The organism is Streptosporangium carneum, from assembly GCF_027922005.1.
Taxonomy (GTDB): domain Bacteria; phylum Actinomycetota; class Actinomycetes; order Streptosporangiales; family Streptosporangiaceae; genus Streptosporangium; species Streptosporangium carneum.
In genome coordinates this window covers 73,755-94,446 of sequence record NZ_BSEV01000001.1, presented here as the reverse complement: position 1 = coordinate 94,446, position 20,692 = coordinate 73,755, and the positions used below count along the sequence as shown (strand labels likewise).

The 20,692-nt window shown below is 72.4% G+C and carries 18 protein-coding genes; 9 read left to right on the top strand and 9 right to left on the bottom strand.

Annotation, left to right across the window (positions count from 1 at the left end; translation table 11 throughout):
• The 4 genes from PKF00_RS00450 to PKF00_RS00435 form a co-directional block, all read right to left on the bottom strand.
• Positions 1-420 (bottom strand): hypothetical protein, encoded by a 420-nt coding sequence (locus PKF00_RS00450; RefSeq protein WP_271215290.1) that lies wholly within the window; start codon positions 418-420, stop codon positions 1-3.
• Positions 421-561: 141 nt separating this feature from the next.
• Positions 562-1,044, bottom strand: coding sequence for a hypothetical protein (locus PKF00_RS00445; protein WP_271215289.1), 483 nt, complete (start codon positions 1,042-1,044; stop codon positions 562-564).
• Positions 1,041-2,456 (bottom strand): ATP-binding protein, encoded by a 1,416-nt coding sequence (locus PKF00_RS00440; protein ID WP_271215288.1) that lies wholly within the window; start codon positions 2,454-2,456, stop codon positions 1,041-1,043. The genes PKF00_RS00445 and PKF00_RS00440 overlap by 4 nt, the downstream gene beginning before the upstream one ends.
• Positions 2,453-3,127: a response regulator gene (locus tag PKF00_RS00435; protein WP_271215287.1), complete on the bottom strand. Its 675-nt coding sequence runs from the start codon at positions 3,125-3,127 to the stop codon at positions 2,453-2,455. The genes PKF00_RS00440 and PKF00_RS00435 overlap by 4 nt, the downstream gene beginning before the upstream one ends.
• A gap of 137 nt (positions 3,128-3,264) precedes the next feature.
• On the opposite strand from PKF00_RS00435, the gene PKF00_RS00430 reads away from it, so the two are divergent.
• Positions 3,265-3,789, top strand: coding sequence for a hypothetical protein (locus tag PKF00_RS00430; RefSeq protein WP_271215286.1), 525 nt, complete (start codon positions 3,265-3,267; stop codon positions 3,787-3,789).
• 93 nt (positions 3,790-3,882) lie between these two features.
• Here PKF00_RS00430 and PKF00_RS00425 read toward each other — a convergent pair whose 3' ends face one another.
• The 3 genes from PKF00_RS00425 to PKF00_RS00415 all read right to left on the bottom strand — a co-directional run bounded on the left by PKF00_RS00425 (position 3,883) and on the right by PKF00_RS00415 (position 7,274).
• Entirely contained in the window at positions 3,883-5,097 is a 1,215-nt protein-coding gene (locus PKF00_RS00425; protein WP_271215285.1) for a cytochrome P450, read from the bottom strand.
• 345 nt (positions 5,098-5,442) lie between these two features.
• Positions 5,443-6,114: a response regulator gene (locus PKF00_RS00420; RefSeq protein WP_271215284.1), complete on the bottom strand. Its 672-nt coding sequence runs from the start codon at positions 6,112-6,114 to the stop codon at positions 5,443-5,445.
• The gene (locus PKF00_RS00415) at positions 6,111-7,274 is read right to left on the bottom strand and encodes a sensor histidine kinase (RefSeq protein ID WP_271215283.1); all 1,164 of its coding nucleotides are present in this window, start codon (positions 7,272-7,274) and stop codon (positions 6,111-6,113) included. The genes PKF00_RS00420 and PKF00_RS00415 overlap by 4 nt, the downstream gene beginning before the upstream one ends.
• A 121-nt stretch (positions 7,275-7,395) precedes the next feature.
• Between PKF00_RS00415 and PKF00_RS00410 the strand changes: the two genes are divergently transcribed.
• Positions 7,396-8,004, top strand: coding sequence for a hypothetical protein (locus tag PKF00_RS00410; RefSeq protein WP_271215282.1), 609 nt, complete (start codon positions 7,396-7,398; stop codon positions 8,002-8,004).
• 202 nt (positions 8,005-8,206) lie between these two features.
• On the opposite strand, the gene PKF00_RS00405 is transcribed toward PKF00_RS00410, so the two are convergent.
• Both PKF00_RS00405 and PKF00_RS00400 read right to left on the bottom strand, forming a co-directional pair.
• Positions 8,207-8,572: a peptidase inhibitor family I36 protein gene (locus PKF00_RS00405; protein ID WP_271215281.1), complete on the bottom strand. Its 366-nt coding sequence runs from the start codon at positions 8,570-8,572 to the stop codon at positions 8,207-8,209.
• 233 nt (positions 8,573-8,805) lie between these two features.
• Entirely contained in the window at positions 8,806-9,474 is a 669-nt protein-coding gene (locus PKF00_RS00400; protein ID WP_271215280.1) for a rhomboid family intramembrane serine protease, read from the bottom strand.
• Positions 9,475-9,860: 386 nt separating this feature from the next.
• On the opposite strand from PKF00_RS00400, the gene PKF00_RS00395 reads away from it, so the two are divergent.
• The 7 genes from PKF00_RS00395 (at position 9,861) to PKF00_RS00365 (ending at position 20,651) form a co-directional block, all read left to right on the top strand.
• The gene (locus PKF00_RS00395) at positions 9,861-10,667 is read left to right on the top strand and encodes a GntR family transcriptional regulator (protein ID WP_271215279.1); all 807 of its coding nucleotides are present in this window, start codon (positions 9,861-9,863) and stop codon (positions 10,665-10,667) included.
• On the top strand, positions 10,658-10,885 hold the full coding sequence (locus PKF00_RS00390) for a 4Fe-4S dicluster domain-containing protein (RefSeq protein WP_271215278.1): 228 nt from the start codon (positions 10,658-10,660) through the stop codon (positions 10,883-10,885). The genes PKF00_RS00395 and PKF00_RS00390 overlap by 10 nt, the downstream gene beginning before the upstream one ends.
• Positions 10,886-10,899: 14 nt before the next feature.
• Positions 10,900-12,348: an ABC transporter substrate-binding protein gene (locus tag PKF00_RS00385; RefSeq protein WP_271215277.1), complete on the top strand. Its 1,449-nt coding sequence runs from the start codon at positions 10,900-10,902 to the stop codon at positions 12,346-12,348.
• Complete coding sequence (locus PKF00_RS00380) at positions 12,348-13,301, top strand: ABC transporter permease (RefSeq protein ID WP_271215276.1); 954 nt, start codon at positions 12,348-12,350, stop codon at positions 13,299-13,301. The genes PKF00_RS00385 and PKF00_RS00380 overlap by 1 nt, the downstream gene beginning before the upstream one ends.
• A complete protein-coding gene (locus PKF00_RS00375) occupies positions 13,298-14,116 on the top strand; it encodes an ABC transporter ATP-binding protein (protein ID WP_271215275.1) in 819 nt (272 codons plus the stop codon). The genes PKF00_RS00380 and PKF00_RS00375 overlap by 4 nt, the downstream gene beginning before the upstream one ends.
• On the top strand, positions 14,116-16,773 hold the full coding sequence (locus PKF00_RS00370) for a fumarate reductase/succinate dehydrogenase flavoprotein subunit (RefSeq protein WP_271215274.1): 2,658 nt from the start codon (positions 14,116-14,118) through the stop codon (positions 16,771-16,773). The genes PKF00_RS00375 and PKF00_RS00370 overlap by 1 nt, the downstream gene beginning before the upstream one ends.
• A 212-nt stretch (positions 16,774-16,985) precedes the next feature.
• Entirely contained in the window at positions 16,986-20,651 is a 3,666-nt protein-coding gene (locus PKF00_RS00365) for an nSTAND1 domain-containing NTPase (RefSeq protein WP_271215273.1), read from the top strand.
• Positions 20,652-20,692: the final 41 nt, after the last annotated feature.

Here is a 20,692-nt window from a genome sequence, read left to right as displayed (position 1 = left end):
CTACAGGCCCCGCCGATAGGCGACAAGCTTCAGGCAGGTGCTGGTGAGCGCCGACACGACGAATGCCGCGTAGATCGCGTTGGCGATCCAGAAGTAGTCGGTCTCCAGCATGACCAGGCCGAACGGCACCACCATGGCGACGCCGAGGACGGTGCCGCCGACGTACTCGCCGAACCGGTTGATGTCCCGGTCACGGACGTCGATCTTGTAGGACTCGCTGGGCTTGGCGATCTCGACCACGATGCGGCCGACGATCGACAGGACGATGGAGACGCCGATGGACCACAGCATCGGCGACACGTAGGCCACTTCGGCGAGGGGGACGCCCCGCGTGCGACTGAGAATGACGGCGACGTACGCCCCGTAGGTGCCGAGGATCACCAGGAGGTAGATCCACTTGCCCTTCTCCTCGTACGACATGTCGCTCCCGTGTAAAAAATAGCCGACATGAAGGAAGGTAAAACAGAGCCGACATCATGTCAAGATTTCTATACATCGCCTGGTGGGGGCCGGCCGCGTTCGCACGCGTCGGCACGACGCCCGGGAGCCCCGGCCCGCATCTCAGCTGAAGTCCTTGCAGCGCACCTGCCTCTTGTCTGGTACGGTCACCCGCACGTCGTCCACGTCCATGCCGCGCTTGGCGGCGGTGGCGGCGGCGATCGTGCAGACGAGCTGCCCGGTCGCCATCCGTGACAGGCGGGAGACCGGCGACAGCCATCGGCCGTTCACCAGCATCGGGGCGCTCTTTTCCAGGGTGAACCCGTCGTCGTTCACCCGGACGGCCATGTTCTTGGGCAGACGGGTGTCGAAGTTGCGGTCGTATTCCTTCGAGGTGGGCCCCTCGGCCAGCAGTTCGACGGCTTCGGCGGCCTCCAGCGGGCCCACGGGGCGGCTGATGGAGACGAGGCGGTCGAGCCGCACGAAGTACAGGGGGGTGCCCAGGACGAAGCCGCGGGCGGGTTCCCCGGCGCCGATCACCTTACTGGGGCCGACTCCGCAGGCCGCGCAGGCTGCCAGGAGCAGGGCGAGGGGCCAGGTTCTCACGGGCGCCTCCCCGGTCTGGCAGGCGCTTTCCCGGCAGGGCGGGTCCTCGGCAGGGTGAGGGTGAAGACGGCTCCGGGGCCGGGGGCGACGGTCAGGTCGCCGCCGTGCAGGAGGGCGTTCTCGCGGGCGATGGCCAGGCCCAGGCCGCTGCCCTCCGAGCGGGCGCGGGCGGCGTCGGCCTTATAGAAGCGTTCGAAGACGTGGGGGAGGACGTCGGCGGGCAGGCCCGGCCCGTGGTCGGCGACCTCGACGGCGACGGCCTGGCCGGTGACGCGCACCCGGACCGTGACGGGCGGCGCGCCGTGCCGCAGCGCGTTGCCGACGAGGTTGGCGACGATGACGTCAAGGCGGCGCGGGTCGAGGGGAACACGGATGTCCGGCGGCAGGTCCACGGTGACGTCGGAACTCCAGCCGCGTGAGCGCAGGCAGGCGGCGACGGCGGGGCCGACGTCCACCTCGTTGAGGTTGAGCACGGCGGCTCCGGCGTCGAAGCGGGAGATCTCCATCAGGTCGTCGACGAGCTTGGTGAGGCGGGTGATCTCGGCGGTGACCAGCCGGGCGGCGGTCCCGGCGTCGGCGTCCAGCCGGTCGGCGCCGGCTTCGAGGACGTCGGTGACGGCGGTGGCGGCGGCCAGTGGGGTGCGCAGCTCGTGGGAGACGTCGGCGACGAACCGCCGCGACCTGGCCTCCATCTCGCGCAGTTCGCCGACCGAGCGTTCCAGCGCGGCGGCGGTCTCGTTGAACCGTCCCGCCAGCCGTGCCAGCTCGTCGCCGCCGCGTACGGGCAGGCGGGTCTCCAGCCGTCCTTCGCCCAGCCGCCGGGCCGCGCGGTCCAGGTCGGCGACCGGGCGCAGCACGCCGCGCGCGGCCAGCAGCCCGGCCAGCACCGCCAGCAGCACGGCGGGCAGGGCCGCCGTCTGCGCGGCGCTCAGCACGGCCGCCTGGTCGGAGGCGGCCTGCTCGAGCGACTCGACGAGGTAGATGGTGATCCCCGACGGCGTGCCGCCCGCGCTGAGCATGACCCTGCTGCCGCCCACGAGGTACGGCACGCCGTCGCGGGTCACCCGCTGCCAGGCCAGCTCAGGCCGCCGCAGAACGCGCGCGCGCAGTTCGGCGGTGACACGGGCGTCGCCGGGGATGGCGCCGTCCTTGACCACGTACACCTTGCGGTCGCCCACCTCGAGGTCCTCGGCCAGCAGGGCGAGCTCCGCGTCGCCTGCGGGCAGCGCGACGTCGCGCGACAGCAGCAGAACCCGGTTCCTGAAGTCTTTCAGCAACCGGTTCTGCACTCCGGTCAGCAGGTTGAGCTGCGCCTTGTAGTAGGTCAGCCCGGCGGCCCCCACCACGCTCAGCCCGCCCACCAGCACGAACGTGATCACCAGCCGGGCCCGCAGTCCCCGCAGCCAGGTCATACCGGCCCGAAGCGATAACCGAATCCGCGCACGGTCTGCACGTACCTCGGCTCGGCCGACACGTTCTCGATCTTGGATCGCAGCCGCTGCACACACGCGTCCACCAGCCGCGAGTCGCCCAGGTAGTCGTGCTCCCACACCGACTCCAGCAACTGCTGCCTGCTGAAGACCTGCCCGGGCGCGGCCGACAGGTACAGCAGCAGCCGCAGCTCCATCGGCGGCAGCGCGATCCGCCGCCCGCCCCTGCTCACGGTCAGGGAGGCGCGGTCCACGCGCAGCTCGCCGTAGGTCTCCACGGGCGAGGGCACACTGTCGGTACGGCGCAGCACCGCCCTGATCCGGGCCTCCAGCACCTGCGACCGCACCGGCTTGACCACGTAGTCGTCCGCGCCGGCCTCCAGACCGCCGACCACGTCGAAGTCGTCGCCCCGCGCGCTCAGCATCACGATCGAGGTGGAGGCGGTGGCGCGGATGCGCCGGCAGACCTCGAACCCGTCGATGCCGGGCAGCATGAGGTCGAGCACGACCACGTCGGCGGCGAAGCGTGCCAGCAGTTCCAGCCCTTCCTCCCCGGATGCCGCCGATTCGACCTCGTGATCCCTGCCTTTGAGGGCGAGTGTCAGGGCGTCCCTGACGTTCATGTCGTCCTCGATCAGCAACACGCGAGCCATGCGTCCAGTATCGGCGGCTCCTAGTTGCGATTTGTCCGGACCTGGAAGCTATTACACGTTCATGACATGGTGCGGACGGGGCGCTCACAGGGGTGGATCAGGGTGATGGGCAGTCAGCCGACCCATCGGAGGAAACCGTGTTGATCACTAAGCGGCGTCTCGCCGTCCTGGCTGCCCTTCCCGCCCTGGCGCTGAGCGCGGCGTGCGGAGCCCAGAGCTTCGCCAGCGCGTCGAGTCCTGCCGCGAGCCCTTCCACGAGCGCTTCGGCCTCGGCCAAGCCCAGCTGGCATGAGACCGCGGTGAAGTTCGCCGGGTGCATGCGGGAGAACGGAATCGACGTCCCGGACCCGGTCAAGGGCAAGGACCTCGACACCAGCGCCGTCACCAAGGTCACCCAGGCCAAGCTCGACGCCGCCATGAAGGCGTGCAAGGAGTGGAACTCGGTGATCCTGGGCGGCAGTGAGCCGTCCTCGCCCGACGAGGACGCCAAGTTCGCCGTGTGGGCCAAGTGCCTGCGTGAGGGGGGCGCCTGGCAGGCCATCACCCCGGATGAGGAGAAGCCCGCCGACTTCAAGGAGCTCAAGCCCAAGTCGCCCGCATGGCTGCGGGTCCACGAGAAGTGCGCCCCCCTGGCGCCGCCCGCGCCGTACGAGGAGAACTAGCCACCCGCGCGTTTCCCGCCAGGCCATGCTCTTCCCCGCCTCGGGGGTGGGGGAAGGGATGGCGGGAACACGGGTCGGTCCCGGCTCCTCGTGTCAGGAGCCGGGGCCGGCCGAGGTGACCGGCAGGGCGACGGGGCGGTAGGTCAGGCCGTCGCTCCACTCGACGTCCTCGGCCGGAACGGCCAGCCGCAGCCCGGGCCTTCTGACCGCCAGCGCCCTGACGGCCTCGGTGAGCTCCACCCTGGCCAGCGCGGCGGCCAGGCAGCGGTGCGCGCCGTACCCGAAGGCCAGGTGCGGGTGCGGCGGCTGCGCGCCGAAGCGGTGGATGTCGAAGCGCTCCGGCTCGGGGAAGGCGCGGGGGTCGTGGTTGGCGGCGTTGAGGTTGGGCATCACGACCGTCCCGGCCTTCAGGGTGCCGCCTGACAGCTCGACGTCCTCGGTCATCCGGCGCATGAACGCACTGGCCGGCGGCCCGTCGTAGCGCAGGATCTCCTCGGCCGCGATGGGCGCCAGATCCGGCTGAGCGACCAGCTCGTCCCACTGCCCACGGTGGAGCATGAGGCGGAAGACTCCCTTGGACACCATCGAGGCGGTCGTCTCGTGCCCTGCGGTGATCAGCGAGAACACGGTGTTGACCAGCTCGCCCTCGCTCAGCCGGTCCTCGTCGTCGCGGGCCTGCACGAGCAGGTCGATGAGGTCGTCGCCGGGTCGCGCGCGGTGGCGGGCCACCAGGTCGCGGGCGTAGGCCATGAACTCGGTGTAGCCCTGGTAGCGGACCTGCTCGGTCGCGGTGGAGGTGGTGAGGAACATGTCCGTCCAGGCCATGAACCGGTCGTAGTCGTCGTACGGGACGCCGAGCAGGCGGCAGATGACCTGGCCGGGCAGCCGCACCGCGAACGCGTCCACCAGGTCGAACTCCTCCCCCAGCCCGTCGAGCAGCTCACCGGCGATCGTCGCGATCCAGGGGCGCCACGGCTCGGTCCGGCGGGGTGTGAAGGCCCCGTGCATGATCCGCCGGTAGCGGGTGTGCTCCGGAGGGTCCTGGTTGATCAGCGCGTCGGGGTCGTCGTCGATGCCCGTGCCGCTCACCAGCCGCGGCAGGCCTGGAAGGCGCAGGTTGCGGCTGGAGGCCGCCGAGCCCAGCAGGGTCCGCACGTCCTCGTATCTGACGGCCACCGGCACCAGATCCCCGCTCGGCATGGCGGCCAGGTCAAGCGGCCCCTCCTCGTGGCGTCGCGCGAACTCCGGCGGCGGCGTGCCCAGCGGTCCAGGGACGATGTCCTTGTTCGGGCTGACTTCGGCGGTCATCGCACCCCTTTTCGGTCCGGGCGCCGCACAGGCGGCCCAAGCGGAACGTATGCACGGGGCCGCCCCCGGTCAACAACCGGTTTCGGACACCTTCACGCCCTGGAAAGGGTCCGCCGCCCTGCCTCCCCGGAACGTCAACGCGGCGCGGACATCCTGCCCGACCGCGGACGCCTCAGTGGAGCTGTTCGATTCCCCGGGGCGGCTCCAGGCCGGAGACCCTCCGGGGTGATCCGGGTTCATGTTCGTACGGCGGCCGGCACGGCTGATCACCGACTGTCCCACCCGCGGCTCCGGTGGGCGTCGTCCCGTGGAACCGCCCTCACCGCGGCCGAGGGCTCCCCGCGGTCAGGGGGCGGGAGGCGGGTCGCCGGTGAGGATCTCGTTGTCCCAGGCCCACGTGGCTATGCCCACCCGGTTGCGCACGCCCAGCTTGCGCTGGACGGTGGCGATGTGGTTCTTCACGGTGCCGGGGGACAGATAGAGGTCGGCGGCGATCTCGGCGTTGGTCCTGCCCGCGGCGACTCCTCGGGCCACGTCGGTCTCGCGCGGGGTGAGCGGCTCGGTCACGGCGCGGGACGTCGTCACCGCCCGCGGGCGGGCGAGGCGGTGCAGGAGCCGGACGGTGATCTGCGGACTGATGAGCGCGTCACCGGCGACGGCCGCGCGCACGGCCTCGACCAGCAGAGTCGGACCGGATCGTTTGAGCAGGAAGCCGCAGGCGCCGTCGCGGAGTGCGGCGTCGACGTACTCGTCCAGGTCGAAGGTGGTGACCACGACGACCCGGATCGGGTCGGCGACACCCGGTCCGCTCAACGCGCGGGTCACCGCCAGGCCGTCGAGCGCGGGCATCCGGATGTCGGCGAGGACCACGTCGGGCCGGTGCCGGCGGGCCAGCGCGACGGCCGTGGCGCCGTCGGCGGCCTCTGCCACCACCCGCATGTCCGGTTGCGCCTCCAGGATGAGGCGGAACGCGCCGCGGATCTCCTCCTGGTCGTCGGCGATCAAAACGCTGATCATGAGCTCCCCGTCCGATGGGGCAGGACCGCCTGGACCCGCCAGCCGTGCTCGTGCGGGCCCGCGGTCAACGAGCCGCCCAGCGCGCGCACGCGCTCGGCCAGGCCCTGCAGTCCCAGCCCGCCCGTCCGCGAGCCGGGACGCGCGAGGAAGCCGCCGGAGCCGTCGTGGCCGAGGTCGTTGGTGACGACGACCTCGAGCGCGGTGTCGCGGACGCGGCGGACCTCCACGTCGACCGTGGTGGCGGCGGGCGCGTGCCGCCGCACGTTGGTGAGGGCCTCCATGACGACACGGTAGGCCGTGGTGGCCGCCTCCCGGGAGACTTCCAGGTCAGGCTCAAGGCTCAGGCGCACCTGGGCCGGTCCGGCGGCCGAATACCGTACGGTCAGCTCAGGCAACTCGCCGAGGCCGGGCAGCGGTGCGCGATCTCCACGGCGGTCGGGATGCAGGGCGTCGACGGCCTCGTCCATCGACGCCAGAGCCCGAAGACCGGCCTGCTCGACCCCGGCGAACAGGGCGACGGCCCGCTGCGGGTCGCCGGCGGCGACCAGCTGCCCGGCCTGGGCCTGGGCGACGATGGCGCTGACGTCGTGGGCGACGAAGTCGTGCAGGTCCTGAGCCAGCTCCAGGCGTTGGTCACGCCGTGCCTCGGCCACCGCGCGCGACCGTCGTCCCTCCAGCAGGCGTAGATACGCTCCGCACGCCACCGCTCCGACCGGTCCGGCGGAGAAGATCGCACACGCGGTCGCCGCCGTCACCGCCGAGACGCTCATGCTCGCCACGATGAGCCTGAGCACCAGCGCGACGACCGCGACGCCGGCCGCCACGGAGAGCGTGACCGCCGGCCGCGGCGGCGCCCACCGGGCCAGCCCGCCGGCCATGACCGTCAGCGCCGCCATCTCCGCGTACCCGAGTGCGGTCACGGGCTCCGGCACGCCGGAACGCAGGAAGGCCGCGCTGGCGCACAGGGAGACGACCGTGGCCGTGCCCGCGCCCCACAGGGCGCCGGGCCGGAACTCCGGGCGGAGAGTGAGCGCGGCGGCGGCTCCCGTCGCGGCGGCGACCACGGCCGCCACCCCGTGGTACGGGGTGGCGGCGAGACCGGCCACCATCACCGCCACGGCCGCGACCAGATGCCACGGGTGGCGCGATCCAGCTCGCATGGGCTTGATCCTAGGCGTCGCCGACCGGTCGCACCCGTGCCGAACGGCACCCCTTTCGGCCGCGGGAGGATGCCGAACGCCATCTGGTGGCAGGCGCCCGCATCCCTCGAAGGTGGACGCCATGAACACCATCACACCCCGCTGGGCCACATGGACGGCCCACGCGGCAGCGGTGGCGCCGCTGCCCGCCGGACTGTGGCGAATCGCCATGGCGATCGGTCTGCCTGTGGGATTCGACCAGGCATGGCTCGAACGGGCCGACATCCCCGGCAGAGGATCGGTATGGCCGATCGTGTTGAGCCTGGTGACCGAGGGCTGCGCCCTCCTGGCGCTGGGGCTGGTCCGCCCGTGGGGAGAGCGGGCGCCCCGGTGGCTCCCGTTCATCGGGGGCAGGACGGTCCACCCGTACGCGGCCATCGTGCCGGCCACGCTCGCCTCGGTGCTCCTGACCGTGTTCGGCCTCGTCTTCGGTGTCAAGATCGCCCTGGTGCTCGCCGGCGCCGACTCCGACCCCAACTTCCCCGAGGGCGTCTCAGCCGTGGTCATGAGCGTCGCCTACATCCCGATGCTGGCCTGGGGGCCGCTGCTCGCCCTGACGACGCTGGCCTACGGACGCCGGAGGGCCGCCGGAGCCGGTTCCGCGTCGGTCGGCAGACCGGCGGAGCGGAACCTTCCGGCTCACCTCGAACGAGCGGAGGATCGCCGTCTCGTGTCGCGGGCGCACCGGTGAGAACACACCGGCTGACAGGGGGCGTGTGCCCGCCGACCGTCGTCGGCCGGGAAAGGTCGGAGGGCGCGGACACGGCCCGGCCAGGTCAGGCGGCCTGGCGGCCGTCACAGGGCCGGCGGCCGTCACAGGGGCGGGGTGCGCCGTCCCGGCGGGGTCGCGCCGCCCGCCCCTCAGGAACGGTGTCCTGGCCGGCCGTGCCGCCTCACCACACGAGCATGACGCTGAGGGCGGGCGGTGAGATGACCGGCGCCGACTGTGTCGGGCCGACTCCGCCGACGCCCTGTCCCGTACAGCCGGTGGCGGCGTAGAACGACGCGACCGCGGGTATGCCGGGCGACCCCACGGTGTTGACCGCCGATCTGATCGGGAACGCGGGCTGGACGCAGCCCGCGCCCAGCCGGAACCGAACCATCGTGCCGCTGTAGTACTCACCGCTCCAGCCGCAGATGGACCCGGGCGGGCATCCCTGGAAGCCCGAGGCGTGGGCCGCCTGCGGCACGAGCGGTGTCAGCAGCGCCGCCGCCATGGCGGCGGCTCCGATGGCGCGTCTGCCTCGACGTATGGACATGGAAGGGAGCCACCTCCTCAAGGGGGTTTACGCCTGACCGTGACAGCTGTTCTTCTGTTCGGTCAATGACTCGGTGGAGGCAGACCTGGAGCGGGAGAGCGCCGGAACTGTCACGCTCGGAGGGATGGCCTCAAAGACCCGGGGCCGGACGGGACCGTGGTCTCCCTGTGACGAATCGGCAGACGGCGTCCACGCCGGGACCGCTCACACGGTGGAGGTCTCTCGCGTGACCCTCAGAGCCCGAGGTCGTCCAGTTCCTTCAGCAGGGCGGCCCTGGAGTCCTGCGGCGCCGCGGCCGGGGAGGGGCGGGAACGGCCGTCGCGGACGCGGTCGCGGAACAGCCAGCCGCCCAGCAGGCCGGCGAGGAAGCCGAACAGGTGAGCCTGCCAGCCGACGCCCTCCTGGGGCAGCAGTCCGGTGAACTGGTAGGCGAAGCACAGGGCCATGACCACGCCCACCACGACGTCGATCAGATGCCGGTCGAACGCGCCGCGCACCAGTACGTAGCCGAAGTAGCCGAAGACGACGCCGCTCGCGCCCGCGCCCGTGCTCTGCGGGTTGGAGGTGAACCAGGCGCCGAGGCCGCTGATCAGGATGATGAACCCCGTCACGCCGAAGAACCTGGCGACGCCCCGGTAGGCGGACAGGAAGCCGAAGATGAACAGCGGTCCCGAGTTGGCCTCTATGTGCTCCCAGCTCCAGTGCAGGAACGGCGCCGAGACGATGTCGGGCAGGCTCGCGGGGTTCCACGCCTGGATGCCGTGCTGATGGCTCAGCGCGTAGCCCGACGCCCAGTTGACGATCTGCGTCGCCCAGATGACGGCCAGGAATCCGACCATCACCCAGAACGCCTTGCGGGCCTCGGCGATCATGATTTCGGCCGTACGCCCCTTGGCCTCCATCTGGCTCCTCCATGGCTGTCCGTGTCCTGCGCGCGGGATCAGTATCGGGCAGAAAGATCACAGATGTGATGGCGGAAGGCGGGCGTGGGCCGGCCTGGCCGCCCTCGACAGGCCTGGGCGGCTTCGAGCGGTCCCGGGCCTGAGGGCCCCGCCCGGTCCGCCCGGCCCGCCCGCACGGCCGCCCGTCCGGTCGGGAGGACGGTGCCGGACGACGGTGCTGGGCGTCCGGCGCCTGGTGTCGTGCTCTCCCGGTGTCCCGCTCCCGGTGGTGGCAGATCTTGCTGAGTTCATGAAGAAAGCACAGGTGGGAGGGGTTCGAGGAGGGGGGCGGGTGGCGCAATCTCCTCGTTATGCCATTTTCCCTACTCATTTAGTAGGCTTTTTGCGTGAGCCAGTCTGACGGCCCCCTGGAGGCGGGAATGGAGAAGGCGACGGCCGTACCCGTCATGACCGACACGCGGCGAAGCAGGGCCGACCGGGCCAGGCAGGTCGCCGACCTGCTCCGGCGGGAGATCGTGCAGGGCGGGTTCGGCGAAGGGCGGCTGCCGCTCGAGGCCGCGCTGGCCCGTGAGTTCGGGACCTCGCGCAACACCATGCGGGAGGCGCTCGACCTGCTGCGCGGGGAGGGGCTCGTCGAGCGCTGCCCCGGCGTGGGCACCACGGTCGCGGGTGAGAAGTACCCCCACGACCTGCACCGGCTGCTCGGTCTGGCCGAGACCCTCCACGAACACGGCCGGGTGAGCAACGAGGTCCGCACCATGGGTCTCATCGAGCCGCCCGCCGCGGTCGGGCGGCGGCTCGGGCTGGCGGCGGGGGAGCCGGTCGTCTACCTCGAACGGCTGCGCCGCCTGAACGGCCTGCCGCTCTCGCTCGACCTGACCTATCTCGTCCGTGACGTCGGCGAGCCGCTGTTCGACGCCGACCTCGAACGCAACGACATCTTCGTCCTGCTGGAACAGGTCACCGGGCAGCCGCTCGGCACGGCGGAGCTGACCATGGAGGCCGTCAACGCCGACGCCCACACCGCCGCCGTGCTCGACGCCCCCCGCGGGGCCGCCCTGCTCATGATCGAGAGGCTCACCCACCTGTCGGACGGACGCCCGGTCGACCTGGAGTTCGTCCGGTTCCGGGGAGATCGCCTGACCATGCGCGGTCACCTGCACCGCGACCCCGAGGAGGACACATGCCCCTGATCAACCAGCGTGTCGAGGTTCCGGTGACCATCGACGAGGCGCTGTGCATCGATGGCTGCACGCTCTGCGTCGAGGCCTGTCCGCTCGACTCCCTCGCCATCAACGACGAGACCGGCAAGGCCTACATGCACGTCGACGAGTGCTGGTACTGCGGTCCCTGCGCCGCTCGCTGCCCCGTGGACGCGGTCACCATCAACATCCCCTACCTGCTGCGATGAAGGGCTCCAAGGAGATGAGACCTCTCCGTGCGGCGGCGCTGGCCGCCCTGATGCTCGCCGTTCCCGGCTGCTCGGTCGCCGGGGCCGCCGGTGACGGCTCCGAAGACCTCGGCGGCGACAGGATCCGCCTCGTCGTCGGTTACCAGTCGAAGACGATCAACACCGTGACGGCGGGGACGCTGCTGCGCTCGCTCGGCTATCTGGAGAAGCGGCTCGGCGACAGGTACGCCGTCGAGTGGCAGGACCACGACACCGGCGCTCCGATCACCGCCAAGATGGTGGCCGGAAAGATCGACATCGGCTCGATGGGCGACTACCCCCTGCTGATCAACGCCTCCCGCACCCAGGGGATCGAGACGGCCCGCACCGAACTGGTCTCCATCACCGGCTACAACCTGCGCGGCGCGCTCAACATGGTCGTGGTCCCCAAGGACTCCGGCGCGAAGACGCTGACCGACCTCAAGGGGGCCAGGATCTCCGCGAGCGTCGGCTCGGCGGGGCACGGCACCCTGGTCCAGGCACTGGAGAAGGCGGGGATCGACCCGGCCGCCGGCGTCGAGACCGTCAACCAGCAGCCACCGGTCGGCGCCTCCGCGCTGGAGTCGGGCGGCGTCCAGGCGTACGCGCAGTTCGTCGCCTGGCCGGGCCTGCTGGTCTTCCAGGACAAGGCGCGCCTGCTCTACGACGGAGCGGCCCTGAACGTGCCGACCTTCCACGGCGTCGTGCTCCGCCAGGTCTACGCGAAGGAGCATCCCGAGGTGGTCGACGCGTTCCTGAAAGCGCAGATCGACGCCACGCGCTACCTGCACGAGCATCCGCTCCAGGCCGCGGAGAACGTGGCGAAGGCGACCGGCCTGCCCTCCGAGGTGGTCTACCTCTACAACGGCCCCGGTGGCGTCTCCACCTTCGACGTCACCCTCAAGCCGCAGCTCAGGGCCGCCCACGAGCACGACGTGCCCTACCTCAAGCGCATCGGCGACGGGTTCTCCGGGGTGGACGTCGGGGCGTTCGTCAACGACGTCTACCTGCGCAAGGCGTACGGCCCCGGCTACGACTCCGCCGTCGCCTCCACCGCCAACCCCGCCAGGATCTCCGGCGTCGACCCGGTCTGCTCGGTCCCCGTGAACGACCCCGCGACGGCCTCCGAGCTGTGGCTCTCCGGCGAGAGCGCCACCCGGCCCGCGGCGACGCCCACCTGCCTTCTCCGGCAGATCGCCAAGGCGGGGAAGGCAGGGAGCGCGCCGGCGGTCCGTGCCGCGTACGTCCCCGACGCCGCGACCGGCACCCGCTGGTTCGCCGACCGGTCCGTCTGGGTGAAGGACCCCACCGTGGCGAGGAACTCCCGGTTCCTGCCCTTCACCACACAGGACGGGGCCGAGGCCTACCTCGACGCCCACCCCAGGGCCGAGGCCGTCTCCTACGCCGACGCTCTCAAGACCGCGGGCGCGGAGGACGACTCCTGATGGCCGGCGCTCCGACCACCCGCCGTCCTCCGGCGTCCGGCGTCCCCGAGGACGCGGCTCCCGGCACCGCCGAGGACGCCGCTCTCGGTACCGCCGAGGACGCCGGGGACGCCGAGGACGCCGGTCCCGGCGCCCGCCGGGGGGCCGCGACCGGCGGTACGGCGGGCCGCCGCGGCGCAGCCGTGAGATGGGGCACCCGCGCCGCCTCCCTGCTGGCGGCGGCGGGGCTGTGGCAGGCGCTCACCGCCGCGGACGCCCGTCTCTGGCTGCGCTTCGACCGCCTGCCCACCCTCGGCGAGATCGCCGAGCGGTTCGCCGGGCAGCTGACGACCCCCGTCTACTACCTCGACCTGGTCCAGAGCCTCATCCGCATCCTCACCGGGTTCACGCTCGCGGCGGTCGCGGGGGTCACCGTGGGCGTCCTGATCGCGCGGTCCCGGCGCGCGGGCGACGTGCTGCTTCCGCTGCTCGAGGCGGTCCGGCCGATCCCCGCCATCGCCCTGGTGCCGATCGCGATCCTCCTGTTCCCCGCCGACGAGCAGGGGATCGTGTTCATCACCTTCACCGCCGCCTTCTTCCCCGTCATGGTCAGCACGCGGCACGCCGTACGGGCGTTGCCGACGCTGTGGGAGGACGCGGTCAGGACACTCGGCGGCAGCCGCAGGCATGTCCTGTGGAACGTCGTCCTGCCCGGCACCCTGCCGGGCGTCTTCGGCGGGCTCTCGGTCGGCATGGGAGTCGCGTGGATCTGCGTGATCTCCGCCGAGATGATCTCCGGCGAGTTCGGGGTCGGCTACCGGACCTGGCACGCCTACACGGTCGTCGACTACCCGGGAGTGATCGTCGGCATGGTCACCATCGGCGTCCTCGGCTGGCTGACCTCGGCCGTCATCGAGCTGATCGGCCGGCGGGTCACCCGCTGGCTCCCCCGCGCGGAAGGAAGCAGGAGATGACGTCGCTCAGTCAGAGGGACGCCCTCACCCCGGGGCGGCCCGCGAGGCGGGTCATGAGACGGGCCACGGCGGGCGGCCTCCCCGGGGCGGGCGGCGCGGGCCTGGCGTTCCGTCTGGAAGGGGCCGGTCTCGGCTACGGGCGGGACGCGGTGCTGCGGGACGTCGAACTGGACGTCGCGCCGGGCGAGGTCATGGTGGTCGTGGGCGCCTCGGGGTCCGGCAAGTCCACGCTGCTGCGCGCCCTGGCGGGGCTGCTCCCGTCGCGCGAGGGGCGCATCCTCGCCGGAGGCGAGCAGGTCACCGGCCCCTCGGCGGACCGAGCCATGGTCTTCCAGGACGACGGCCTGCTGCCGTGGCGTTCGGTCCGGCGCAACGTCGAGCTGCCGCTGAGCATCCGCGGCGTTCCCCGGCGCGAACGCGAACGGGCCGCCGAGGAGTGGATCGAGAGGGTGGGGCTGGCCGACGCCGCGGACCGCCTGCCCAGGGAGTTGTCCGGCGGCATGCGCCAGCGGGTGCAGCTGGCCCGGGCCCTGGTCGGCGTGCCGCGCGCGGTGCTGATGGACGAGCCGTTCGGAGCCCTGGACGCCCAGACCCGCGCCGACATGCAGCGCCTGCTGCTGGACGTGCTGCGCGACACCTCCGCGACGGTCGTGTTCGTCACCCATGACGTGGACGAGGCGCTGCTACTGGCCGACCGCGTCGCGGTGCTGGGCCGTACCGGTGTCAGGGCCGTCCTGGAGACCCCGGACGGCGAGAAGGGGACCGACGCCGCCGCCCGCGCGAACCTGCGCGAACGCATCCTGGAGGAGTTGTGATGGAGATCCCCCCGATCGAGGACCGCCTCGAGCTGGAGTGTGAGGTGCTCGTCGTCGGCGGAGGGACCGCCGGCACGATGGCCGCGATCACCGCCGCCGAGCACGGCGCGCGGGTGCTGCTGCTGGAGAAGGCCCACGTACGGCACAGCGGAGCCCTGGCCATGGGGATGGACGGGGTCAACAACGCCGTCATCCCCGGCAAGGCCACCCCCGAGGACTACGTCGCCGAGATCACCCGGGCGAACGACGGGATCGTCAACCAGAGGACGGTCCACCAGACCGCCACCCGAGGGCACGACATGGTCCGCAGGCTCGAACGCTACGGCGTGAAGTTCGAGAAGGACGAGTACGGCGAGTACGCGGTCCGCCGCGTGCACCGTTCGGGCAGCTACGTGCTGCCCATGCCCGAGGGCAAGGACGTCAAGAAGGTCCTCTACCGGGTGCTGCGCCGCCGCGACATCAGGGAGAAGGTCAGGATCGAGAACCGGGTCATGCCGGTCCGCGTCCTGACCGACGGCGGCAGGGCGGTGGGCGTGGCGGGATTCGACACGCGCAGCGGGCGGTTCGTCGTCGTGCGGGCGGGAGCGGTGATCCTGGCCACCGGAGCCTGCGGGCGGCTCGGTCTGCCCGCCAGCGGCTACCTCTACGGCACCTACGAGAACCCGGCCAACGCCGGGGACGGCTACGCCATGGCCTACCACGCCGGGGCCGAGCTCAGCGGCATCGAGTGCTTCCAGATCAATCCGCTGATCAAGGACTACAACGGGCCGGCCTGCGCCTACGTCGCCAACCCGTTCGGCGGCTACCAGGTCAACAACCAGGGGGAGCGGTTCGTCGACTCCGACTACTGGTCGGGCCAGATGATGGCCGAGGTCGCCGCGGAGATCGCCTCGGCGCGCGGCCCGATCTACCTCAAGCTCTCCCACCTGCCCGACGAGACCGTCTCCGCGGTGGAGGGCATCCTGCACTCCACCGAGCGGCCGACCCGCGGCACCTTCCACGCGGGGCGCGGCCACGACTACCGCACCCACGACGTGGAGATGCACATCTCCGAGATCGGCCTGTGCGGCGGCCACTCGGCCTCGGGCGTGTGGGTGGACGAGCACGGGGCCACGACCGTCCCCGGCCTGTACGCGGCGGGCGACCTGGCGTGCGTCCCGCACAACTACATGATCGGGGCCTTCGTCTTCGGCGACCTCGCCGGAGCGCACGCCGCCGCGCACCACGCGGTCCCGCCGACGGTCCCCGAGGACCAGGTCGCCGCCGCCCACGAACTCGTCTACCGCCCGCTGCGCACCCCCGACGGGCCGCCGCAGTCGCAGGTCGAGTACAAGTTGCGCCGCTTCGTCAACGACTACGTCGCCCCGCCCAAGACCGGCGCCAAACTGGAGATCGCGCTGGAGTCCTTCGAGCGCATGCGCGAGGAGATCGCGGGGATGGGCGCGCGCACCCCGCACGAGCTGATGCGCTGTGTCGAGGTGGACTTCATCCGGGACTGCGCGGAGATGGCCGCCCGCTCCTCGTTGGTGCGGACCGAGAGCCGCTGGGGCCTGTACCACGAACGGGCCGACCTGCCCCGGCGCGACGACGACGGCTGGCTGTTCCACCTGAACCTGCGCAGGCGCTCCGACGGCGCGATGGAGTTCCTCAAGCGTCCCGTCGAGCCCTACCTGGTGCCCGTCGAGGAGTTCCAGCCGGTCCAGGCGGAGCCCGTGCTCGTCGGCGTCCACACGAGCGCACCGGTCCGCCGGGCCGTCGAGGACAGGGGCGGCCAGGCCGCCGTCGGGCGTTCGCCCCGGATCCTGGAACTGCACCGGCTCGCCGAGGAGCAGCCGTCGGCGGACCGGCTCGCCCCCTACCTCGCCGACCCCGACCCCAAGGTGCGCAGGGCGGCGATCGCGGTGCTCACCGAGACGCTGCCGGAGGGCACGGGAGAGGCGCTGGTCGCCGCGCTGGCCGACGACCACGGCATGGTGCGGCGGGCCGCGGCCGCGGGCCTGAGGGAACTGGTCGAGGTGCTGCGCGCGACCCCCGGGCTCGGCGCGAGCCTCGTCGCACGGGCGCGGAGCCATGACGCCGTGGTCCGGAGCACCGTGCTGGACGTCCTGCGCGCCCTGCGCCTGGGGACGCGGGACGTCTTCGCCGAGGGGACGCGGGACACCGACCACCGGGTGCGCATCGAGGCCATCCGGGGCCTGGTCTCCCTGGACGAGTCCGATCTGGTGGCCGCCGCGGCGGGCGACGCCTCCAGGGAGGTCCGCGTCCGGGTGGCCAGGGGGCTGGGCACGATCGGCAAGCCGTCCACGGCGTTGGCGGAGCTCGCGGGCGACTCCGACCCGCTCGTCAGGGCGGCAGCCCTGGAGTCCTCCGGCGCGACCGGCTCGCCGCTGACGGCGCGGGCCGTACGGGCGCTGGGAGATTCCGCCTGGCAGGTACGGGTCGGCGCGGCCCGGTGTCTCGGGGCATCCGATCCCGAGGTCGCGGCGGGTCCGCTCGCCACCGCCATGGGCGACCACAACCTCGACGTGCGCAAGGCGGTCGTGCTCGCCCTGACCCCGTGGGCCGACAGGCCCGAGGCCGCGGCCACACTGCGCGACGGCCTGTCCGACAGCGACGCCGACGTCCGCGCCTACGCGCGCAGGGCCCTGTCCGGGTGAGGCGGAAAGGCCACACGGGGCCCTGTCCGGGTGAGGCGGAAGGCCACCCGCGGGGCCCCGTCCGGTTTTCGCAGGTCACAGCCCGATGTCTGATGTGGCCGAAAATTCCTTCCCTTCCGGAGGGCGTTTGACTTCTCTTGTAGACATTCATCGGCATGGGTAGTTTGGGCGGCGCGCGGAGGTCTTTCGTCGTCGAGTGAGGGAGCACCCGGGTGGGCCGCAGCGAGGTTCCACTGGATCCCACCGCGGGGCCGGTACAGCGTTTCGCCTTCGAACTGCGAAAGCTGCGCCAGGAAGCCGACGGAATCACCTACCGGGAGATGGCGCGCCACGCGGGCTATTCGGTCACCGCGCTGTCGCGGGCCGCAGCCGGACAGCAGCTGCCGTCCTGGCCGGTGGTGCGGGCCTATGTGCTGGCCTGCGGCGGGGACGTGGCCGACTGGCAGGCGCGCTGGCGGCAGGCGGCCGACGAGCAGGCCGCCCCGCCGCCCGCCGAGGCGGCCGACGAAGGCGCGGCGGCCGCGCCGTACCCGGGGCTGGCGCCGTACGACATCGGCGATCACAACCGGTTCTTCGGGCGGGGGCGGCTGCTGGGGCAGCTGGCGGAGCTGCTGGGGCGGCGGCGCTTCGCCGCGGTGTTCGGCCCGTCGGGCAGCGGCAAGTCCTCCCTGCTGCGCGCCGGTCTCGTCCCGGCCGCCCGCGACGGCGTCCTGGGCGGGCCGGTGGAGGCGGTCACGGTGCTCACCCCCGGCGAGCACCCGATGCGCGAGCACGCCGCCGCTCTCGCCGACGGGGCCGGGCTGGTGGTGGTCGACCAGTTCGAGGAGGTCTTCACCCTGTGCCAGGACGTGGCTGAGCGCGGGGCGTTCGTCGACCTGCTGCTCGCGACGGCCGGGCAGGGGAGGGTGGTGGTGGCGGTGCGGGCCGACTTCTACGGTCGCTGCGCCGAGCACCGGGCGCTCGCCGAGGCTCTGGGGGAGGCCAGCGTGCTGGTCGGGCCGATGGACAGGCAGGAGCTGCGTGAGGCGATCGTGGGACCGGCCACGGCCGCGGGCCTGTTCGTGGAGCGGGCGCTGACGGAGCGGGTGGTGGAGGAGGTGGCCGGGGAGGCGGCGGGGCTGCCGTTGATGTCGCACGCCCTGCTGGAGACCTGGCGGCGGCGGCGCGGCAGGCTCCTCACCCTGGAGGGCTACGAGCGGGCGGGAGGGGTGCGCGGGGCGATCGCCGCGACCGCCGAGAGGCTCTACGCCCGGCTGTCGGCCGACCAGGCCGACCAGGCGCGGCGGATCCTGCTGCGGCTGGTCAGCCCGGGTGAGCGGGCGGCCGACACCCGCCGCCCCGCCTCGCACGCCGAACTGAACCCCGACGCCTCCGCCGAAGTGGCGGAAGTGCTGGAGCGCCTGGCGGCGGCCCGGCTGGTGACGGTGCACCAGGACGGCGTCGAGCTGGCGCACGAGGCGCTCATCTCCTCCTGGCCGCGGCTGCGGGAGTGGATCGATCAGGAGCGTGAGACGCTGCGGGTGCAGCGGAGGCTGACCGAGGCCGCCGCGGCCTGGCAGGAGCTCGGCCGGGACCCCGGAGCCCTGTACCGGGGGGTTCGGCTGGAGGCCGCGCGGCCCCTGCTGGCCAGGCCGCGGGAGCTGACTCCGCTTGAGGGGGCTTTTCTCGAGGCCTCAGGCCGGGCGGCCGCGCAGGCTGAGCGCGCGGCCGTACGGCGCGGGAGATGGGCGAGGCTCGCGGTGGCCGCGCTGGCCGTCTTGATGCTCCTGGCCTCGGCGGCCGCCGTGGTGGCCGTCAGCGCGGCCCGCCGCGCCGACGCCCAGGCCAAGCAGGTCCTGGCCCGTATGATCATGAAGGACAGCGGCGAACTGGCCGCCACCGACCCCGTCCTCTCGGGGTTGCTGGCTGTCACCTCCTGGCATTTCGCCCCCACGGCCGAGGCCCGCCACGGCATGTTCACCACCCTGGCCAGCTCCCTGCGCGGCGTTCTCGACAGCCACACCGGCGCCGTCGACACCGTGGCGTTCAGTCCGGACGGCGCGGTCCTGGCCACCGCGGACGAGGCCGGAGGCGTGCGGCTGTGGAACACCGCCGCACACCGTCTCATCGGCGTGCTGCCCGCTACTCCCATCCTGAGCGGCGTCCGCGCGCTGGCGTTCAGCCCGGACGGCGGGACACTCGCCGTCGCGGGCGTCGGCGTGCGGCTGTGGGGCGTCGCCACCCGTCGGGTGGTCGCGATCCTGCCCGCAGGCCAGACGAACAGCCTGGTCTTCGGCCAGGACGGCACCACCCTCAGAATCGTCGGCGACAACGGGAACATCCAGCTGTGGGACATCGCCGCCCGCCGCCCGATCGCCTCCCCGATCACCACCTCCGCCCACGACGTCACCACGGTGGCGCTCAGCCCGGACGGCGCCGTCTACGCCACCGTCGACAACGACGGCAGGCGCGTGCGGCTGTGGGATCTCGCGACCCGTCGCGTGATCGGCGCGCTGCCCGTGAGCGACCACGGCTTCTTCCCCTACGTCAGGTTCAGCCCGGACGGCGCGAGGCTGGCCGTCTTCGGCGCGAGCGAAACGGTGCGGCTGTGGGACGTCGCCACCCGTCGTGTGATCGGCGGCCTGCCCGCGGGCCGGACGAACAACCTGGCCTTCAGCCCGGACGGCGCCATGGTGGCCACCGAGGGAGACGAGGGCGCCGTCCGGCTGTGGGACACCGCGACCCGCAGGCTCGTCGGCGGTCCGTTGATCGGCCACACCGACTTCGTCAACGACATCGTGTTCAGCCCGGACGGCGGAACACTGGCCACCGCGGGCGCCGACGGCACCACCCGGCTGTGGGACACCACCATCCACCGGCCGGACGGCGCTCCGCTGACCGGCCACGCCTTCGGCGTCAACGTGGTGGCCTTCAGTCCCGACGGCGCGACGCTGGCGACCGCCGGTGACGACAGGGACATCCGGCTGTGGGACGTCGCCACCCGTCGCCTGGTCGGCGTTCCGCTGAGCGGTCACGACAGCGGCGTCAACGCGGTGGCCTTCAGTCCCGACGGCGCGACGCTGGCGACCGCCGGTGACGACAGGGACATCCGGCTGTGGGACGTCGCCACCCACCGTCAGGTCGGTGTCCCGCTGAGCGGTCACGGCGGCGGCGTCAACGCGGTGGCCTTCAGTCCTGACGGTTCGAGGCTGGCGACGGGGAGCTGGGACGGTACCGTCCGGCTGTGGGACGTCGCCACCCGTCGCCTGGTCGGTGTCCCGCTGAGCGGTCACGGCGACGGTGTCAACGCGGTGGCCTTCAGTCCTGACGGTTCGAGGCTGGCGACGGGGAGCTGGGACGGCACCGTCCGGCTGTGGGACGTCGCCACCCACCGTCAGGTCGGCGCCCCGCTGACCGACCAGATCGCGTTCATGAGGAAGGCCTCTGTCTCCGCGGTCGCCTTCAGCCCGGACGGCTCCATCCTGGCCACCACGGGCGAGGAGAGGACCGTCAGGCTGTGGGACGTCGCCGCCCACCATCTGATCGGCGCTCCCCTGGCCGGCCACACCGCTCCCGTGAGTTCGGCGGCGTTCAGCTCGGACGGCTCCATCCTGGCCACCACGGGCGAGGACAGGACCATCAGGCTGTGGGACGTCGCCATGCGCCGTCCGATCGGCGTCCCGCTGGCCGGGTACGGCCGTGCCGTCCGCGCGGTGGCCTTCAGCCCGGACGGGGCCACGCTGGCCAGCGCCGGCGAGGACAGGGGCGTCCGGCTGTGGAGGCTGGGAATGCCCTCCGATCCGTTCTCGACGGTCTGCGCCGTCGTGGGACGCTCCCTCACTCCGCAGGAGTGGCAGAGGTATGTCCCCGGACAGCCCTTCCAGCAGGTCTGCCCCTGACGCGGGGGGTCTCCCGGAGAACAGGGGATCCGAGGAGTAGG

What these genes read in the sequence shown, in the direction of transcription:
- PKF00_RS00370 (WP_271215274.1), top strand. Translation starts at nt 14,116, where the DNA reads ATGGAGATCCCCCCGATCGAGGACCGCCTCGAGCTGGAGTGTGAGGTG.
- PKF00_RS00440 (WP_271215288.1), bottom strand. Translation starts at nt 2,456, where the DNA reads ATGACCTGGCTGCGGGGACTGCGGGCCCGGCTGGTGATCACGTTCGTG.
- PKF00_RS00385 (WP_271215277.1), top strand. Translation starts at nt 10,900, where the DNA reads ATGAGACCTCTCCGTGCGGCGGCGCTGGCCGCCCTGATGCTCGCCGTT.
- PKF00_RS00410 (WP_271215282.1), top strand. Translation starts at nt 7,396, where the DNA reads ATGAACACCATCACACCCCGCTGGGCCACATGGACGGCCCACGCGGCA.
- PKF00_RS00415 (WP_271215283.1), bottom strand. Translation starts at nt 7,274, where the DNA reads ATGCGAGCTGGATCGCGCCACCCGTGGCATCTGGTCGCGGCCGTGGCG.
- PKF00_RS00375 (WP_271215275.1), top strand. Translation starts at nt 13,298, where the DNA reads ATGACGTCGCTCAGTCAGAGGGACGCCCTCACCCCGGGGCGGCCCGCG.
- PKF00_RS00400 (WP_271215280.1), bottom strand. Translation starts at nt 9,474, where the DNA reads ATGGAGGCCAAGGGGCGTACGGCCGAAATCATGATCGCCGAGGCCCGC.
- PKF00_RS00390 (WP_271215278.1), top strand. Translation starts at nt 10,658, where the DNA reads ATGCCCCTGATCAACCAGCGTGTCGAGGTTCCGGTGACCATCGACGAG.
- PKF00_RS00450 (WP_271215290.1), bottom strand. Translation starts at nt 420, where the DNA reads ATGTCGTACGAGGAGAAGGGCAAGTGGATCTACCTCCTGGTGATCCTC.
- PKF00_RS00380 (WP_271215276.1), top strand. Translation starts at nt 12,348, where the DNA reads ATGGCCGGCGCTCCGACCACCCGCCGTCCTCCGGCGTCCGGCGTCCCC.
- PKF00_RS00425 (WP_271215285.1), bottom strand. Translation starts at nt 5,097, where the DNA reads ATGACCGCCGAAGTCAGCCCGAACAAGGACATCGTCCCTGGACCGCTG.
- PKF00_RS00420 (WP_271215284.1), bottom strand. Translation starts at nt 6,114, where the DNA reads ATGATCAGCGTTTTGATCGCCGACGACCAGGAGGAGATCCGCGGCGCG.
- PKF00_RS00405 (WP_271215281.1), bottom strand. Translation starts at nt 8,572, where the DNA reads ATGTCCATACGTCGAGGCAGACGCGCCATCGGAGCCGCCGCCATGGCG.
- PKF00_RS00435 (WP_271215287.1), bottom strand. Translation starts at nt 3,127, where the DNA reads ATGGCTCGCGTGTTGCTGATCGAGGACGACATGAACGTCAGGGACGCC.